At 38.3% G+C, this 18,874-nt stretch carries 20 protein-coding genes; all 20 read left to right on the top strand.

Annotated features, from left to right (window positions below; all coding sequences use genetic code 11):
• Positions 1–9 precede the first annotated feature (9 nt).
• Positions 10–309, top strand: coding sequence for an RNase P modulator RnpM (gene rnpM, locus FOL01_RS06300; protein ID WP_075269854.1), 300 nt, complete (start codon positions 10–12; stop codon positions 307–309).
• Positions 299–604 (top strand): YlxQ-related RNA-binding protein, encoded by a 306-nt coding sequence (locus tag FOL01_RS06295; RefSeq protein WP_075269853.1) that lies wholly within the window; start codon positions 299–301, stop codon positions 602–604. The genes rnpM and FOL01_RS06295 overlap by 11 nt, the downstream gene beginning before the upstream one ends.
• A gap of 11 nt (positions 605–615) precedes the next feature.
• On the top strand, positions 616–2,847 hold the full coding sequence (gene infB / locus FOL01_RS06290) for a translation initiation factor IF-2 (RefSeq protein ID WP_075269852.1): 2,232 nt from the start codon (positions 616–618) through the stop codon (positions 2,845–2,847).
• 37 nt (positions 2,848–2,884) lie between these two features.
• Entirely contained in the window at positions 2,885–3,238 is a 354-nt protein-coding gene (gene rbfA, locus FOL01_RS06285) for a 30S ribosome-binding factor RbfA (protein ID WP_075269851.1), read from the top strand.
• A gap of 120 nt (positions 3,239–3,358) precedes the next feature.
• Complete coding sequence (gene truB / locus FOL01_RS06280; RefSeq protein ID WP_075269850.1) at positions 3,359–4,270, top strand: tRNA pseudouridine(55) synthase TruB; 912 nt, start codon at positions 3,359–3,361, stop codon at positions 4,268–4,270.
• Positions 4,271–4,338: 68 nt separating this feature from the next.
• Positions 4,339–5,274, top strand: a complete 936-nt coding sequence (gene ribF, locus FOL01_RS06275; RefSeq protein WP_075269849.1) for a riboflavin biosynthesis protein RibF — start codon at positions 4,339–4,341, stop codon at positions 5,272–5,274.
• A gap of 24 nt (positions 5,275–5,298) precedes the next feature.
• Positions 5,299–6,993 carry an NFACT RNA binding domain-containing protein gene (locus FOL01_RS06270; protein WP_075269848.1) on the top strand — a complete coding sequence of 565 codons (1,695 nt, stop codon included), beginning with the start codon at positions 5,299–5,301 and terminating at the stop codon, positions 6,991–6,993.
• 140 nt (positions 6,994–7,133) lie between these two features.
• On the top strand, positions 7,134–7,772 hold the full coding sequence (locus FOL01_RS06265; RefSeq protein ID WP_075269847.1) for a copper homeostasis protein CutC: 639 nt from the start codon (positions 7,134–7,136) through the stop codon (positions 7,770–7,772).
• Positions 7,773–7,811: 39 nt separating this feature from the next.
• A complete protein-coding gene (locus tag FOL01_RS06260) occupies positions 7,812–8,228 on the top strand; it encodes a MarR family winged helix-turn-helix transcriptional regulator (RefSeq protein ID WP_075269846.1) in 417 nt (138 codons plus the stop codon).
• A gap of 181 nt (positions 8,229–8,409) precedes the next feature.
• Entirely contained in the window at positions 8,410–9,276 is an 867-nt protein-coding gene (locus tag FOL01_RS06255; RefSeq protein ID WP_075269845.1) for a fatty acid kinase binding subunit FakB, read from the top strand.
• 142 nt (positions 9,277–9,418) lie between these two features.
• The gene (locus FOL01_RS06250) at positions 9,419–10,264 is read left to right on the top strand and encodes a fatty acid kinase binding subunit FakB (RefSeq protein WP_075269844.1); all 846 of its coding nucleotides are present in this window, start codon (positions 9,419–9,421) and stop codon (positions 10,262–10,264) included.
• A gap of 135 nt (positions 10,265–10,399) precedes the next feature.
• Positions 10,400–11,272, top strand: a complete 873-nt coding sequence (locus FOL01_RS06245) for a GDSL-type esterase/lipase family protein (RefSeq protein WP_075269843.1) — start codon at positions 10,400–10,402, stop codon at positions 11,270–11,272.
• Position 11,273: 1 nt separating this feature from the next.
• Positions 11,274–11,891: a YpmS family protein gene (locus FOL01_RS06240; RefSeq protein ID WP_075269842.1), complete on the top strand. Its 618-nt coding sequence runs from the start codon at positions 11,274–11,276 to the stop codon at positions 11,889–11,891.
• Positions 11,888–12,109 carry a YozE family protein gene (locus FOL01_RS06235; RefSeq protein ID WP_075269841.1) on the top strand — a complete coding sequence of 74 codons (222 nt, stop codon included), beginning with the start codon at positions 11,888–11,890 and terminating at the stop codon, positions 12,107–12,109. The genes FOL01_RS06240 and FOL01_RS06235 overlap by 4 nt, the downstream gene beginning before the upstream one ends.
• Before the next feature lie 21 nt (positions 12,110–12,130).
• Positions 12,131–13,003 carry a ribosome biogenesis GTPase YlqF gene (gene ylqF, locus FOL01_RS06230; RefSeq protein ID WP_075269840.1) on the top strand — a complete coding sequence of 291 codons (873 nt, stop codon included), beginning with the start codon at positions 12,131–12,133 and terminating at the stop codon, positions 13,001–13,003.
• Positions 12,996–13,760: a ribonuclease HII gene (locus FOL01_RS06225; RefSeq protein WP_075269839.1), complete on the top strand. Its 765-nt coding sequence runs from the start codon at positions 12,996–12,998 to the stop codon at positions 13,758–13,760. Before ylqF ends, FOL01_RS06225 begins: the two co-directional genes overlap by 8 nt.
• A 48-nt stretch (positions 13,761–13,808) precedes the next feature.
• Positions 13,809–14,675, top strand: a complete 867-nt coding sequence (dprA, locus tag FOL01_RS06220; RefSeq protein ID WP_075269838.1) for a DNA-processing protein DprA — start codon at positions 13,809–13,811, stop codon at positions 14,673–14,675.
• A 128-nt stretch (positions 14,676–14,803) separates the two neighbouring features.
• Entirely contained in the window at positions 14,804–16,957 is a 2,154-nt protein-coding gene (gene topA / locus FOL01_RS06215; protein WP_418385059.1) for a type I DNA topoisomerase, read from the top strand.
• Positions 16,958–16,983: 26 nt separating this feature from the next.
• The gene (xerC, locus tag FOL01_RS06210) at positions 16,984–17,910 is read left to right on the top strand and encodes a tyrosine recombinase XerC (RefSeq protein WP_075269837.1); all 927 of its coding nucleotides are present in this window, start codon (positions 16,984–16,986) and stop codon (positions 17,908–17,910) included.
• A 73-nt stretch (positions 17,911–17,983) separates the two neighbouring features.
• The gene (locus FOL01_RS06205; protein WP_075269836.1) at positions 17,984–18,865 is read left to right on the top strand and encodes an aldose 1-epimerase family protein; all 882 of its coding nucleotides are present in this window, start codon (positions 17,984–17,986) and stop codon (positions 18,863–18,865) included.
• The last annotated feature ends 9 nt before the right edge of the window (positions 18,866–18,874 follow it).

Raw genomic sequence — 18,874 nt, 5'->3', positions numbered from 1 at the left:
GTAACGCATATGAAGCCACGTAAAATTCCAATGCGTAAAGACATTGTTACTGGTGAAATGGTACCTAAAAAGGAACTTGTGCGTATTGTACGGACACCTGAAGGCGATGTCATCTTAGATCCATCCAATCGAGCAAATGGACGTGGTGCGTACATCTCTCTATCTGTCGAAGTGGCAGAGACTGCTAAGAAAAAGCGTATTTTTGATAAAGTATTTGAAACCAAGCTTGAAGAAAAGTTTTATGATGATTTGATTGTATATGTTGATCATCAAGCAGCACGTAAGGAGCTTTTTGGCGATGCAAAGTAAGCAAAAATTATTAAACTTATTAGGTCTTGCTAGGCGTGCGGGCAAATTAGTTACTGGTGAAGCATTAGTGTTGAATGCAATTCGTTCTGGCAAAGTAAGTTTAGTTTTTTTTGCATCAGATGGTGGTCAAACAAGTAAAAAGAAATTTACGGATAAAACAACGAGTTACAACGTTGCATTCTCAACAACATTAACTCGTCAAGAATTGGCAGATGCAACTGGATTAGCACGAACGGTGATTGGCATAGCTGATCAAGGATTTGCTAAAAAAATGCGAGAATACTTAGATAATTAGGAGGAAGTTATATGACCAAGCGAATTTATGAGTTGGCAAAGGACTTAAATGTTTCATCAAAGGATTTAGTGTCAATTGCAAATAAAGCAAACATGTCGGTTAAAAACCACATGTCTACACTAGATGATAAAGCAGTTAAGACATTGACTAATGCTGTTAAAAAGAATAATAGCTCAGCAAAGGCCAAGACAACTGAACACAAAGCACCAAAAAAGGGTGCAAACCATAATAACAACGAAAAGCAAGTAGATAATAAATCTTCTCGTCCACAACACAATAAGCAAAAGCCACAACAAAATAATGCTAATGATGGCAATGGTGGACGTAATAATAACCGTAATTCACAAAACAAAAACCGTCGTTTCAACAATAATAATGGGAACAACCGCAACAATCGTAATAATCGACGCGGCAAGAAAAATCAAGGACGTAATCGTAATAATAACGAGCATCGCCCAGCACCAACAGTACGTAAGGACCAACCATTACCAGAAAAGCTAGTCTATTCAGTTGGAATGAACGTGCAAGATATTGCTAAATTAATTCATCGTGATGCAACTGAAATTATTAAGAAATTATTTATGTTAGGTGTCATGGTTAATCAAAACCAGTCATTGGATGCTGACACGATTGAACTATTAGCTGCTGATTACGGTATTGATGTTGAACAAAAGGTTGAAGTAGATATTGCTGACTTGGATAAATTCTTCGAAGTTGAAGAAGAAGACAGTGAAGATATGGAACCTCGTGCACCAGTTGTGACCATCATGGGGCACGTTGATCATGGTAAGACAACTTTGCTAGATTACCTACGTAATTCACACGTTACAGAAGGTGAAGCTGGTGGTATTACCCAGCATATTGGTGCTTACCAAGCCAAGTTAAATGATCGTGTTGTGACATTCTTGGATACACCAGGTCACGCAGCCTTTACTGCAATGCGTGCACGTGGAGCAGATATTACCGATATTACTGTTTTGGTAGTCGCTGCTGATGATGGTGTCATGCCACAAACGATTGAAGCTATTAACCACGCCAAGGCAGCAGGAACACCAATTATTGTTGCCGTTAATAAGATTGATAAGCCTGGTGCAAAACCAGAAAATGTTATCAACCAATTGATGCAATATGAATTAGTTCCTGAAGAATATGGTGGAGATACTATCTTTGTTAATATTTCAGCCAAGTTTGGACAAAATATTGACGAATTACTAGAAATGATTCTTTTGACAGCCGATGTCTTGGAATTGAAGGCAAATCCTAACAAGCGTGCAGCTGGTTCTGTTGTTGAAGCTCGTCTTGATAAGGGACGTGGAACGGTCGCAACCGTATTGGTACAACAAGGAACAATGCATGTTGGTGATCCAATTGTTGTTGGTAACACTTATGGACGCGTTCGAACAATGACTAATGATCGTGGTCGTCGTGTTAAGTCAGCTTTGCCATCAACACCTGTAGAAATTACAGGATTAAATGATGTGCCATCAGCCGGAGATCGCTTTGTGGTCTTTGAAGATGAAAAGACAGCACGTGCAGCCGGTGAAGAACGTGCTAAGCGTGCGGTGATTGCAGAACGTAACCGTAATAATATTGTCTCTGTATCTGATTTGTTCAATAAGATGGCTGAGAAGCAAATGAAGTCTGTTCCAGTTATTATCAAGGCCGATGTTCAAGGATCAGTAGAAGCACTAGCTGGTTCATTCCATAAGATTGATGTGGAAGGTGTCAAGGTTGACATTATTCACACTGCTGTTGGAGCTATTAATGAATCAGATGTTACTCTTGCAGAAGCATCTGGTGCAATTATCGTTGGATTCAATGTACGTCCAACACCACAAGCAAAGCAACAAGCTGATACAGACAAGGTTGAGATTCGTTTGCACAGTGTCATTTACAATGCCATTGACGAAATTGAAGCTGCAATGAAGGGACAACTAGATCCTGAATTTGAAGAAAAAGTTGTCGGTACTGCCGAAGTCCGTGATTTGTTCAAGGTATCAAAGGTCGGTACAATTGTTGGTGGTATGGTAATGTCTGGAAAGATTACTCGCAATGCATCAGTTCGTTTGATTCGTGACGGAATTGTTATTTTTGATGGTAAGATTGGTTCATTACGTCGTTACAAGGACGATGTTAAGGAAGTCAAGAATGGCTATGACTTTGGTCTAACGATTGAAAAGTACAATGATGAAAAAGTTGGTGATATGATTGAAGCGTACGAAATGGTTGAAATTCCACGCTAATTGATTTCACAATGCATATTGATGGGAGGAAATTAATATGGCACAACAAAATTTTCGAGTTGGTCGTTTAGAACAAGAAATTCAGCGCGAAGTTAATGATTTATTATTAAAGCGAATTCGTGATCCACGTATTGAGGGAGTTACTGTTACTGGTGTAGAGGTGACGGGTGACTTACAACAAGCAAAAGTCTTTTATAGTGTGCTATCAGAACTAGCTTCAGTTAACAAAAAAGCTGCGGAAGGTCTTGATGCGGCGACCGGCTTAATTCGTAAAGAATTAGGGTCTCGTTTACGTATTTATAAAACACCAGAGCTAAAGTTTGTTAAAGATGAATCTATTCAATATGGTAATAAAATTGATGATTTGATTCGTCAATTACACCAAGACTAATCATACTTATAATCAATACGTATGAGAATAATTAATGAAAGGGCGTTTTTTACCAGTAAATTTTTGGTACGAAACCCCTTTTTATATACATATAATTAATCCACAATGAGGGGCGGAAATATGGACGGAATTTTACCAATTTATAAAGAAGCAGGGATGACTTCACATGACGTTGTTTCTAAACTACGACGTATTTTAAATATGAAAAAAATTGGCCACGCCGGAACCCTTGATCCAAGCGTTGATGGTGTTTTGCCCATCGCACTTGGTAAGGCTACAAAAACAATAGAGTTTTTACAAGAAACTGGGAAAACTTACACCGGTGAAATCACATTTGGTATTGCAACAACTACTGAGGATATGGATGGTGAAGTTATCGAGACACAGCAACTCACAACGCCATTTCCTTCTGATAAGATACTTGCGGGAATGCATGAGTTAACTGGCCACATCACGCAAGTACCACCAATGTATTCTGCTGTGAAAGTGAATGGACGCCGTTTATATGATTATGCACGGGCGGGTGAAACAGTTGAACGCCCAAAGCGTGAAGCAACAATCTATGAATTTAAAATGACTTCAGACCCAGTTTTTGATGAAAAAAAGGGAACCCAGACGTTCTCATTTTTAGCCAAGGTATCTAAAGGGACTTATATCAGAACACTAGCTGTTGACCTAGGTAAACAGTTAGAAGTGCCTTCAGTGATGGGCCAATTAACAAGGGTCAGTGCCGGAGGATATGATATTAAACAAGCCCGTCATTTAGAAGATATTGCACAACGTATGGAAGAAGAAGGTACTTTAGGTGACTGGTTAATGCCCCTGTCAACAGCCGTTGACCAATATCCACACGTGGCCTTAACTGATGCACAATGGGATCGAATCAAGCACGGTATTGGACAACCGGCTAGTTTATTTGAACCAATTACAGAAAAGATTGTTTTAACATATCAAGGTGATGTGAAATCTGTTTTTGCTTGGCGACCTGATAAAAACCAATATCGGGCTTATCGAACTTTTTCAATAGAATAATCTATACTTATCATAATATGCGTGTGTAATGTATACACTAAAAAAACAAAGAGAAGAAGGATTTAATGATGGAAGTTATTTATTTGCATCATCCATATGAGGCAAGTCAAATAAAAAAAGAACCAGTTGTTTTAGCAATGGGTTTTTTTGACGGTGTGCATGCTGGTCATCGTACGGTTATCAAACGTGCAGCCGATGAAGCTAAAAAAAGGGGAACCAAGTTAGCCGTTTTAACTTATGATCATCATCCATCGATTGCATTTAAAACATATAATAAGCCTCTGACTTATCTAACTAGATTACCTAAAAAATTGGAATTATTAGCAGAACTTGGTGTGGAGTTAACTTATGTCGTTAACTTTACATCTGAATTTGCGCAATTAAAGCCACAAGATTTTGTCGACCAATATATGGTAGGATTACATGCTCAGGCGGTGGTTGCCGGATTTGATCATACCTATGGGCCTGAAAATGCGGACATGAAACATTTACCACAGTATGCTCAAAACCGTTTTGATGTTATTGAGGTGCAACAGGTTAATGTAGACGGTAAAGAAAGTGCCTCAACCCTTGCGCGAAAGATGGTTGATGACGGTCGTTTAGATACGCTAAAACATATATTATTGCGCCCATACGAAACGACTGGGGTCATTGTGCATGGAGAAGCACGTGGACGTGAACTCGGATTTCCAACAGCCAATGTTGAAACAACACCAGGCGAGAGATTGCCAGCGGTTGGTGTATATGTAGTAGAAATGAAGATTGGTCAAACATGGTATCCTGGGATGGCCTCGATTGGGTACAATGTGACTTTTGGTGAAAATAGACCGAAAACCGTTGAAATTAATTTATTTAATTTTAGTCGTGCCATTTACGGTGAAAATGTTCAAGTTCGTTGGCATCACTATTTGCGCGGTGAGGTAAAATTTGGTAATGTGCAAGATCTTATTGACCAATTGGCTGAAGATGAAAAACAATCACAAGTACTCTTATCAAAGCTATAGTCTGAAAGGGGATTGATAACTAATATGTCATTCGATGGACTTTTTACACATGCAATGGTGCAAGAATTAAATGAGACTTTGGCCGGTGGCCGAATAATGAAAATTCATCAACCATATGCTAATGAAATATTTTTAATAGTTCGACATAATCGACAAAATTTTCCAGTCTTACTGAGTGCGCATCCAGCATTTGCCCGGGCTCAAATTTCAAGAATCAAATATACTAATCCACAAACTGCACCAAACTTTGCTATGATGCTTCGTAAGCATCTTGAAGGATCAAGACTAATCAAAGTTGAGCAGGTTGAAAATGATCGTATTATTAGACTGGTTACTTCAGGCCGTGATGAACTAGGGGATGAAGAACAAACAACATTAATTTTAGAGATGATGGGTCGTCATTCAAATTTATTTCTGGTTGATGAAAAAACGCAGCGTATTATTGACCTAATCAAGCATGTACCGGCTGATCAGAATCGTGTGCGTACATTGATGCCTGGTGGAACCTATGTTTTACCACCTAAACAAAATGTTATTAATCCATTCAAGAGTTTAGATGGTTTAGCTAACATTATTTTAGATAATCCGAAAGTTGACGATTTAGCTAAAAACATTCAACAGCAGTTTCAAGGATTTGCCCATGATTCAGCAAATGAACTAGCCCATGTTTTGCAACAATCAGGTGATGCATTGGCACTAGCAACAGCTTGGTTAGACCAGTTTAATAAGCCAAAGCCAGAATTGATTACGACGGAGCGTGGGGTTGCTTTTACGCCATTTAATTGGATAACAGTTTCCGGTAATACAACAACATATGAATCATTAAGTGAGCTATTAGATGCTTATTTTGCGGAAAAGTCTGAACATGATCGTGTGCAGCAACAAGCGGTCATTGTTTTAAGGACCGTCCGTAATGAATTGAAAAAGAATAAGAAAAAAATTGAGAAGCAAAATAATGAATTGTTGAAAGCTGATCACGCTGACGAATATCGTGTAAAAGGTGAGCTATTAACTACGTACATGTCTCAAATTAAGCGTGGGATGACGGAAATAACTTTACCTAATTATTATGATGATAATAAATCATTAAAAATAACTTTGTCTAATCAAATGGGTCCCTCTCAGAATGCTCAAAAGTATTTTACAAAGTACAATAAGCTAAAGAATTCTGTGAAATACTTGAATTCACAGATTGCGTTAGCGCAACAAGAAGTTGATTATTTCGAAACCTTATTGGCGCAGATTGATATTGCTTCACCTAAGGATATAGCTGAAATTAGGGAAGAATTAACACAAGAAGGTTATCTACGCGTGCAACATAAGAAGAAGCAGAAGCCAAAGGTTAGTCAACCTGAAAAGTTCCACGCCACAGATGGTACATTGATCGAAGTTGGTAAAAATAATTTGCAAAATGAACGGTTGTCTATGAAGACTGCAGCAAAATCTGATATTTGGTTGCACACAAAAGATATTCCGGGATCACACGTTATCATTCATGATAATGAACCGACAGAACAAACTTTGTATGAGGGTGCGATGCTGGCAGCTTATTTTTCAAAAGCACGAGAGTCAGCTAATGTCCCGGTAGATTACTTACCAGTCCGACGATTAAGAAAACCAAATGGTTCTAAACCAGGATTCGTTATTTTTGAAGGACAAACAACGATGTCAGTTACACCAGAACTGCAATTAGTGCAAAAATTACGACAAAATAATTAAGAAAGACTTTAGGGTCAGGTTAATCACGTGTATTAACCTGACTTTTTTAGTATCTTATTTATAAAAAGTATCTCGTTAAAGTAAGTAGATACGTGAACAATTATTAAATGATATTTTGAACTAGTAGTGGAGGGGGCATAATGGAAAAAGAAATTGCATTGGCCGATATACCAACAATGGCCGCCGCAATTAATGCCGGTGTAAATCGAGTTGAGTTAAATGCCAATCTTGAAGTGGGTGGTTTAACGCCAGATCCTGATACTGTTGTTAAAGCTGTTCAATTAGCTGCAAAGTCTGATATTGATTTGGTTGTCATGATTCGCCCCCGAGCTGGTAATTTCAATTATAACTATGATGAAATTGAAACAATGCGGCGATCTATCCTAACTTTTAAAAGTTTAGGTGTACAAACGGTTACTTTTGGGATTGTCGATGAAAAAGGGCGCCTAGCGCGTCACCATATGTTGAAGTTACTTGAGGCATCAAAGCCGATGAAAGTTGTCTGTCACATGGCCTTTGACGCCATTGACTCGACTTGTCAGTTACAGGCTTTGCAGTGGCTACATCAATATGGCGTTATTCGTGTGTTAACGCATGGTGGTGCTTTACAGGCGGGTATCGAGGAGACATTGCCCCATTTACAAGAAATTGTTGCAATGGCACCTAAGGGTCTAACTATTATGCCTGGTGGTGGTGTATCCTATATGAATGCAATTGAGATAGCGGCTGTTCTTGGAGTAAAAGATGTTCATGGCTCAAAAATTGTGAGATTGCCATGAGTTAATGATCGGCAAACTTGCAATTAAGTGGAGGTTAAAATGAAAACGATTCTTGAAGCGCTAAGGCATACTGAAAAACAATATAAAACGGTTTTAACAAAAATCACTAAAGATAGTGGGATAACTATTGCTGAATGGCAATTATTGCAGCATCTAGATGATGCAATTGATACACAGGATAAATTATCTATCGATATGGGCTTAGATAATTCAACCTTGTCGCGACAGTTACATTCGTTAATTAAAAAAGAATTGATTGCCAGTGAGGCTATTGGCAAAGACCACAGGCAGTTGATATATAAACTTACCTTACTTGGTTCAGACACTTTGCATGAGATTAATGAACAACATAAATCTTTTCAGGATAATGTCTTTCAATTATGGTCAGAAGAGGAAATTAGTATGCTCCAAATTTTGTTGAATCGACTAAGCAAATCAATGACTAAGCCTTTTTAAATTGATAATAGCTGACACAGAATGAAAACCTGGCTGATTTGTGGTATGATTTTACGAGTACTTAAGCCATTATATATACAAGAATAAGTTCTTAGCCTAGTTAATTACATATAAAAAGACTACGAAGAACACATAGGATAGTAATTTACGTGTCCAATGACTTTGAAAGGATTGAATTAAGATGAAACTTGCAGTCGTAACTGATTCAACAGCATATCTGGATCAAGAAGAAATTGATAAATATGATATCAAGGTTGTTTCAATACCAGTTATAATCGATGGTGTAACTTACCATGAAGGTATTGATATCACAACCGAAGAGTTTTATGAAAAATTAGCCGCATCTTCAGAATTTCCAACAACTTCACAACCAGCTGTTGGTGATTGGCTATCATTATTTGAATCATTAAAACTTGAGGGTTATGAAGGTGCTATTGTGATTAACATAGCAGCCACTATTTCGGGAACAGTGAATACGGTTGCCGGTTTGGACAACATGGTTGATGATTTTAAAGTTTATGGTTATGATTCAAAGATAACAGTTCGTTTAATGGGCCATTTAGTAATGAAGGCTGCCCAATTGGTTCAAAAGGGTGAACCAATTGATAACATACTTAAGAAGTTGGATGAACTGTCAGCAACAATTGATGAGTGCTTTATTGTTGATGATTTGCAAAATTTGGTTCGAGGTGGCCGCTTGTCTAATGCCTCTGCATTTATTGGAACCATGTTAAAAATTAAACCTTTATTAACTTTTGACGATGAAACCAATCACATTGTGCCATTTGAGAAAGTGCGTTCAATGAAAAAGGCCATGCAACGGGCTGAAGTGTTGTTTGCACAAGCCAAAGAAACGGCTGATTATCCAATACGGGCAATGGTTATTCAAGGGAATGATAAAGAAGCTGGCCAGGCATGGCATGATAAGTTACAAAAGGAATACCCAGATATCCGTATTGAATTTAGTTATATTGGGCCAGTTATTGGTGCGCATCTAGGAAAGGGTGCCCTCGCATTGGCATGGCTACGAGAGCCGGATTCGTTATAAAAATAATTGGTCAACTATCGAAATTTTGATTTAGTTATAAAGACCAGATTAACAGTTTTTGTATATTAGTTAATTGAAAAACAATTAAAAAAATGAGATAATTAGTCATAATGAATTACAAGAAAACGGGGAATTAAATACTATGGCCCAAGTAAAAATTGTCACTGATTCGACAGCGATGTTATTGCCAGATGAAATTGAAAAGTACGATATAAAAGTTATTCCATTAACAATTACAATAGATGATGTAACTTATCAAGACGGCATTACTATTTCACCAGTTGAGTTTATGGATAAGATGGCGACATCTAAAAACTTGCCACAGACGTCTCAACCGGCGTTAGGTGTTTTCACTGAAATTTATGAACCACTAGTTGCTGACGGTTCATCAGTTATTTCAATTCACTTAACGAAGGGATTGTCTGGTTCGGTTGATGCAGCCAGACAAGCTGCCATGATGGTCGATGGGGACGTGACTGTCGTTGATTCAGATTTGATTGACCGTTCACTGGGGATGGTTGTCTTGGCAGCTGCTGAGAAAGCCGCTACAGGAGCAACTCGTGATGAAGTGTTAGCTGAAATCAATGCGGTAAAAGCAAAAACTGAACAATACGTGCTTGTTTCAAAGCTTGATAATTTAGTTGCTGGTGGACGTTTGTCAAAGACAGCTGGTCTATTGGCAGGTATGTTAAACATTCGTATTGGTGCTCATGTTGTTAAGGGGAATATCAACGTTGAGACAAAAGGGCGTGGCGTTAAGTCGACCAAAGCGTACTTACGAAAGATTATAGAAATACTTCAGGCTGCACCAAATGGCGTCCATGCTATTGGTATTTCGACCGCAGGTATTCCTGACAAAAGAGAAGCATTAGGTGAACAATTACGAAAGCTTTTCCCAGGAGTAGAAATTATTTTGCAACAGACGACACCAGTAGTTGCAACGCACACAGGTGATGATGCAATTGGCTTTAGCTACCGATTAAATTAATCGATCGATAATAGATTTTAAGTATAAAGAGAGGTTGGGACAATAAACGTTCCAACCTTTTTGTGTCGTTGTAAAATATGGTAGAATTGTTAGTTAGGTTATTATTAATCACTGACTAGAAAGGAGTCACCTGTTATGCAAAGAAAGATGTATTTATTTTTAGCCAGTTTATTTGCCTTTTTTATTGTTGGTATAGGTACAGTAAATGCAGATAATAAAGAAAAAATTAATTTAGTTGCGGTTGGTGACTCATTAACTGAAGGAGTTGGGGATACAACCAAGCAACAGGGATATACTAAGAGGACTGCAAAGAAACTTAACAAAAAGTATGATGTGGATGTTAACACGTCAAATTATGGAAAAGCTGGTGATCGTTCTGACCAAATTTTGGCACGAATCAAAGCAAATTCTCAAGCCAAAAAAAATATCAAGCAGGCCGATGCTATTGTTTTAACGGTTGGTGGTAATGATTTGCAACAGACATTATTTAAGGCAGTCTTTTCTAAATCTCAATCTGCAGTGACGAAACATGTTGAACAGGCTATGCCGGATTATACCGAACATCTGACTGAACTGACTGATTTTCTAAAAAAACAAAATAAAGATGCACCGATATATTTATTTGGTAACTATAATCCGTTATACGTTTACCTAGCAAATCGAGAAGATTTAAATGAGGACGTCAAGATATATAATGATATCAATGCAAATTTGGCGTCTGTGGATGATCGCATTTATTATGTATCCACATTTAAAACATTGACTTTCGGGCAATATAAGACGAAAGCATCTCGTGAAAAATTACGGAAATCATCTCAGAATGCTAATCGTGGTTCATTAAACAATAAAGTAGTAACCAAAACATTAACTGCTGAGAAAAATGTCGAACTAAATCGATATATAACGACACAAGATCACTACCATCCAAATAACGTAGGTTATGATAAAATGAGTACACTATTGGTTAAAAAAATGTCAGGAAATAAACAGGACTGGTTGAAGAAATAATATGAAACAAGACAATGTACGGTCTAATATAGACGAGATTGTTCGCCAATCACAAAAACGAGGTTTTTTAAAAGGTGTATTAGGTGCACTGCTAGTACTAGTTATTTTGAGTGCAGTGCTACTTTTTATTCCGCAGAATCATCAACATGTGACGGACACGCAGCCAGAAATTGGGCAGGCGTCATTTGAAGTTAGTGTGAGTCGTCAGGAGCTAAATGCTCTTGTTGAAAAATATATTAATGCTGATCCATCTTTGAGTCATCAATTTCGATTTGAAATGCAAAAGAAGGGTATGATGTTGTACGGTACGTACAAACTCTTTGGTCAATCCGTTGATTTTGGCATGCGGATGACACCAGAAGTTACTAAGAATGGTGGTATATTGCTGCATGCAAACTCAGTTGCTGTAGGACAATTGCCGTTACCTGTGAAATATGTCATGAATTACTTTGGAAAAAAGGTCGATTTACCTAATTGGCTAACATTGGATGCACAGAAAAAAACATTGTTAATTGATTTAGGAAAGGCACCAAAGGTACAGGGTGTTCGTGTAAAAGCAGTTCAAATTAATCCGGAAAAGGATAAGTTTGTATTTAAAGGAGGATTTTCAGATAAATGAGACGCCCTTTTTTTCAATGGTTAATGACCCAACGAAATCCAACAACGGCTGATGAAGTCGAAAACTTTGCGAATGCAGCCTTTTATGATACGCAGTTTCCCAAACAGTCAGATAATTTTGATTTGATTTCGAGGTATTTGGAAGAAAATGCCACCTATTTACACAGTATGTCTATATTTGATCAAGCATGGTCGATGTATCAGGCATCAGAAGAATAATTGAACGTGAAGGAGTATACAATGTCTCAAATCATACAATGGTTTCCAGGCCATATGGCCAAAGCTTTCCGTCTCATGCGTGAGAATCTAAAACATGTTGATATTGTTTTTGAGTTAGTTGACGCACGTATACCATTGTCATCACGAAACCCAGAATTAGATGAAGTTCTTGGTGAGAAACCACGTTTGTTAATTATGACGAAAACAGATTTGGCCGATCCTGAGCGTACTAGCATCTGGCGCGAATATTTTGAATCTCAAGGATTAACAGTCGTATCTTTGGATACACGAGGTAATAAAACACCACAAATGATTACAAAAGCAGCCCGCTCTGTGCTAGCAGATAAGTGGCGTAATTTGGAAGAAAAGGGTGTTCAAGATAAAGCAATTCGTGCGTTGGTAGCAGGTATACCAAATGTAGGTAAGTCTACACTGTTAAACCACTTGGTAATGAAGAATGTGGCGATAACTGGTGATCGTCCAGGTGTTACCAAAAAACTACAATGGTTAAAGACACCCACAAACCTTGAATTACTTGATACACCAGGTGTTTTATGGCCTAAATTTACTGACCAGCGGGTAGGTCAACATTTAGCAATGACTGGTGCTATTAAGGATCAGCTAATCAATTTAGATGATATTGCGTTGACGACATTAAAATTCTTTAGAGACTATCATCCCGAAGCAATTACCACACGTTATCACCTAAATGAATCAATTTGGGATGAAAAATCTGATGTCGATATTTTGCTATTGATCACTGAAAAGTTGGGCTTTAAAGATGACTATGATCGTGCATCTGAGCGGTTATTACTCGACTTACGGCGTGGTAAATTAGGACGTTATACAGTAGAACTACCAGATGATCATATCGGTGAGGTAGTCGATGGGTAAGTTAGAGACGATTTCCGAAATAAAAAATCTATTATTAAACCAGCCATCTGCCGCAGATCTGCTACGGTGGCAGTCTGATAGCCGGATTGGTGTTCAAAAGTTATTAAGTCGATGTGAAAAACAACAAGAAAAATTACTAGCACAACAACAGGCTTTTGATAATCGACTAACTTTTGAAAAAAATGCCTGGCAAAAAGGTCAGATTGTTGCTGGTATTGATGAAGTTGGTCGGGGACCATTAGCTGGCCCAGTAGTCGCAGCGGCGGTTGTGATTGATGAAACTTTTGATATGACAATCGTTCATGACTCAAAGCAACTTTCTGCCAAAACACGTGAATCACTTGATGCAGAATTACGTGAAAAGGTAGTTGATTTTGCATTTTGTGTTGTTGATGCAGCAGAGATTGATCGCTTAAATATTTATGAAGCATCCCGAGTTGCGATGCGGCAAGCGGTGGAAGGCTTGACGACCCATGTCGACAAATTATTGATTGATGCGATGACGGTCGATTTAGAAATACCCCAAGAAAAGTTAATCAAAGGTGATGATCGAAGCATTTCAATTGGAGCTGCATCTATTTTAGCTAAAAATTATCGAGATAATTTGATGAAAGATTTTGCACAACAATTTCCAGGTTATGGTTTTGAACATAATGCAGGATATGGGACAGCAGAACACTTAGCAGGATTAAATGCATTGGGAATTACACCAATTCATCGTACGACATTTGCGCCAGTTAGAAAATTTTTAAATTGATGAACAAATCACGTTGCTAATCGTCCTTTTTTAGAAAGGAGATATATTATGGCACAACGTGATTTTTTATTGTGGTTATTAATGGTTCCGGGCCTGAGTATCAAAGGACGGTATCGTATTTGGATTTATTTGCGTGACAATAAATTATTAAAATTACCATGGCAACAAATTTTAATAATTAGTAAAATGCGTCAACCGCAGCGAGATGCAGCAACTTTTTGGTTTAAACAAACCAAGTGGCAAATTGATTGGCAACGATTACGGAAGCAAACATTCATCGCAATTTGTGATGAAGAATATCCGATATATCTCTATGAATGTATTGATGCGCCCATTTGTTTATTTTACAAAGGTGATTTATCATTACTTTCACAACCATCAGTAGCTATTGTAGGCTTTAGGCAAGCAACAAAGTATGGGCAAAGTGTCTTGTCATCATGGATTCCAGATTTGGTGAGTGCTGGTCTGGTAACTGTTTCTGGACTGGCTGCCGGAATTGATGAATTAACACACCGTGAAACGCTTAAAGCAAAGGGCAAAACGATCGCGGTTATCGGAACAGGCCTTAACCAAGTTTATCCGAAGCGTTGTGAACAACTTCAGTCAATTGTTAGTCATGAGGGGCTACTATTATCGGAATATTTACCTTGGCAAGGACCAAAACGACAACATTTTCCAGCAAGAAATCGTATTATCTCGGGACTATCTCAAGTTTGCTTGGTTATTGAGGCTAAAAAAAGGTCTGGTTCACTTATTACAGCGATGCTAGCATTGGACCAAAATCGTACGGTTATGGCGCTGCCTGGTCGGGTCGATGTCCCAACTTCTAGGGGAACAAATGAATTGATTTTGGCGGGGGCAATTCCCGTTTTGTCTGTAGAACAAATCATTTTAGAATTTGCCAATTTTTACTAATTTGTTGCTTGTATCATACAATGGGTATTTGGCAAAGCTTTGCTGTATAGTGTATAGTACAATATTGTTAGGAACTTAAGCTAATGAAAATAATAAAAAATAAACTATAAGAAAAGAGGTGCACGCAATTGGCTTCACAGACAGCTGTTAAAGAAAAAAAGGCGCGTGCGGTGAAATCAACAAAAACACAAACTAAATCTCGAGCGAAGAAAAAAACGAAGCAAAAAAAGAATTTAGTGATTGTTGAATCACCTTCAAAGGCAAAAACGATTGAAAAGTATCTTGGACGCAACTACAAGGTTGTCGCTAGTATTGGTCATATTCGTGATTTGCCTAAGTCAACGATGGGGGTTGATATCGAAAATGACTATCAACCAAAGTACATTAATATACGCGGTAAAGGCGATATTATTAAATCATTAAAAAAAGAAGCCAAAGCAGCTAAACATGTTTATTTAGCATCTGACCCGGATCGAGAAGGAGAGGCAATCGCTTGGCACTTATCACATATTTTGGATCTTGATTTGGATTCTAGTGATAATCGTGTCGTATTTAATGAAATAACAAAGGATGCCGTGAAGGATGCTTTTAAACATCCAAGAAAAATTGACATGGATCTTGTTGATGCGCAACAGGCCCGTCGTATCTTAGATCGGTTAGTTGGTTATTCGTTATCACCTATTCTATGGAAGAAAGTGAAAAAAGGATTGTCAGCTGGTCGTGTGCAATCAATTGCTTTGGGACTTGTTATCAAACGAGAGCAAGAAATACAAGCGTTTGAACCCGATGAATATTGGTCACTAGACACAATGTTCAAAAAGAGCCGGACGAAATTTAAAGCTGCATTTTATGGCCTGGAAGGTAAAAAGACGTCCTTGCCTGATAATGACGCTGTTCAAGACGTTTTAAAAAAGATGGATCACACAGCGCCATTTAATGTGACTAATGTTGTGACGAAGGATCGTAAGCGTAATCCACAGCCACCATTTACAACTTCAACTATGCAACAAGCAGCGAATACGCAGTTAAACTTTAAAACTCGTAAAACGATGATGGCGGCCCAACAGTTATATGAAGGTATCAATCTAGGCGGTAAAAACGGTACGGTTGGATTGATAACATATATGCGTACGGATTCGGTTCGTTTGTCTGATACTGCTAAGACAGAGGCATCAACGTTTATTAATGATGAATACGGATCGGAGTATGCGGCTGTAAAACCAGAAGAAGGTAAACAACAGGAAGGGGCACAAGATGCCCATGAGGCCATTCGACCAACCTCAGTATTCCGAACGCCAGCATCTATTAAAGATAAGTTAACGAATGAGCAGTTTAAACTATATCAATTAATTTGGTCACGCTTTGTTGCTAGTCAAATGACCCCAGAAATTTTAGCAACCATGGCAGTAACCATTGAACAAAATGGGGTGACTTTCCGTGCAAACGGGTCACAAACAAAGTTTGCGGGATTTACAAAGGCTTACCCAGCGGCAAAGAATAAAGATAACAAGCTACCTAGCTTGGCAACTGGTGACGTTGTTGATATGGTATCAATGTCACCCGAGCAACATTTTACGCAACCACCTGCTCGATATACCGAGGCAACCTTGGTGAGAGCATTAGAAGAAAATGGGGTCGGTCGTCCGTCAACTTACGCAGCTACGATTGAGACCATTCAACGTCGTGCGTATGTTCGACTGGATACAAAAAAGTTTGTACCAACCGAATTAGGGGAGCTTGTCCAAAATACGGTGCAGGAATTCTTCCCAGATGTTACGAATATCAAATTTACTGCCAAAGTGGAGACTGACTTAGACAATGTTGAAGCTGGCCAAAAATATTGGGTTAAGGTTGTTGATGATTTCTTCACACCATTTTCAAAAGAGCTAGAGACAGCTGAAAAAGAAATGGAAAAGATTGTCCTAAAAGACGAATTAGCGGGGTTTGACTGTGATATTTGTGGTGCACCAATGCTTAAAAAATTAGGCCGATATGGTAAGTTCTATGCTTGCTCACGGTTCCCAGATTGCCGCAATACGCAAACGATTGTTGAAGAAATTGGCTTACTTTGCCCTAAATGTAAAACGGGACAAATCGTTGAACGTAAAACAAAGCGTGGTCGTAAGTTTTATGGTTGTTCACGTTATCCAGAGTGTGATTTTGTGTCATGGGAAAAGCCAACTGAGAAAACGTTACCAGATGGTACAACGCCTAAAGATGAGACTGATGACGATAACAAAAATCAAGAAAATACGGAAGAAACATCAAAGTCTTCGAAGTGATGAGTGTATTTAGGAAAGGTTGAGTTATGACAGTAAGTGAAGCTGAAAATGAAAAGCAACTTTTTTTAGACTATCTCCGTATTGAGAGACAATATTCGGATGACACACAAAAAGCTTATCAAGGGGATATTTCAGAGTTTCTGACCTTTTTATCTCGGACGCAATCTACTAAAGAGATTGTTTTAGCAGATATTACATCGTTTGATGTACGGGTGTTTTTATCCGAACTATACGAAAAAGGCGATGAGTCACGGACCATTGCTCGGAAAGTTAGTTCTTTACGTAGTTTTTACCGATTTTTAGTTAATAATGAGTTAGTGAACGACAATCCCTTTGTAGGTATCATTTTAAAGAAGCCAGGCCAGCATCTACCACGTTATTTTTATCAGAAGGAATTAAATAGCATGTTTGATGTGGTGGCTAAGGACAAGTCCGCACTTGGACTTAGAAATCAATTGTTACTAGAAATGCTTTACGGCACAGGGGCTCGTGTTTCAGAAATCGCCAATATGACCTTGCAGAACGTTGATAGTAAGGCGCGTGTTGCGACAATTACTGGAAAAGGTAACAAGACACGTATTGTACCATTTGGGCGTTATGCGGCTGATGCCTTAGCAACTTACTTAGAGGCGGGTAGACCTGTATTAGCAAGTAAGCAGGATGAACCTTCTAATAAATTATTCTTGAATCAACGTGGGGCACCAGTCACTACGGCAGGGATTGAGTATATTTTGAAACAAATTGGTAAAAAAGCAGGTTTGACCCAAGAGGTGACTGCCCACATGTTTAGACATACATTTGCGACCGATCTGTTAAACAATCAGGCTGATTTAAGAACCGTACAACAGTTGTTAGGACATAGCAGTTTAAGCACGACCCAAATTTATACACACGTAACAACGGAAAATTTGCAGAAAAGTTATCGTAATTTTTTTCCAAGAGCTTCAGACTAGCATACAATAAAATTGGTAAAGACCAATTTTATTTGCTATTATTATGGTAGTATCTAGTTATTTTGGAGGGGTTATGTCAGTTAAACTTGAAAATGAAAATATAATTGTTAAGATATCGGAAATGGGTGCGGAACTTACAAGTGTTACGAGACGTGACACCGGTCTGGAATATATGTGGACGGCAGACCCAAATTTTTGGGGTCGCCATGCGCCTAATTTGTTTCCAATTGTTGGTCGTCTAAAAGGGGATCGCTATAAATACCGTGATAAGACCTATTTTATGACACAACATGGTTTTGCCCGTGATAATGAATTTGATTTGGTAGAGAAAACTAGTACAATGGCTAGGCTTCGCTTAGTAGATTCAGAAGAAACACAATCAATCTATCCATTCCATTTTCAGTTTGATATTATTTATCGATTGACTGATCAAGATATGTTGGGAATCACTTACGTTGTTACCAATACTGATACGCATGACATTTATTTCTCTGTTGGTGGTCACCCGGGTTTCCGTGTCCCACTTGAAGAAGGGGAGAAATTTACCGACTATTATGTCAATGTCGATCCAACTCGTAAATATTCACGCTCAAAGTTAGTCGGACCATATCTAGATAATAATTTAGACACGACGTTTAATTCGGACATTCCTTTACGTTTACGTTATGATGATTATAAAAATGATGCTATTATCTTACGACTAGATAGCAACCCTGTATCAGTTGTCTTGGCTAAGCTACATGAGTCTCACGGAATCACCATGCACGTACAGGATGCAAAGTATTTGGGTATTTGGACACCTTATGGTAAAGATGCGCCCTTTGTCTGCTTAGAGCCTTGGTGGGGAATCGCTGATACTGTCGATGCTGATGGCATTATCAATCATAAGTATGCAATTAATAATTTAGCGCCAGCACAAACATTTACTGGTTCATACTCACTATCCTTCTTTTAAAATTAAAAA

The sequence above is a fragment of the Weissella thailandensis genome, from assembly GCF_001932615.1.
GTDB classification, from domain to species: domain Bacteria; phylum Bacillota; class Bacilli; order Lactobacillales; family Lactobacillaceae; genus Weissella; species Weissella thailandensis.
The sequence above is the reverse complement of the archived record's forward strand: the minus strand, read 5'-3'. Positions and strand labels throughout refer to the sequence as shown.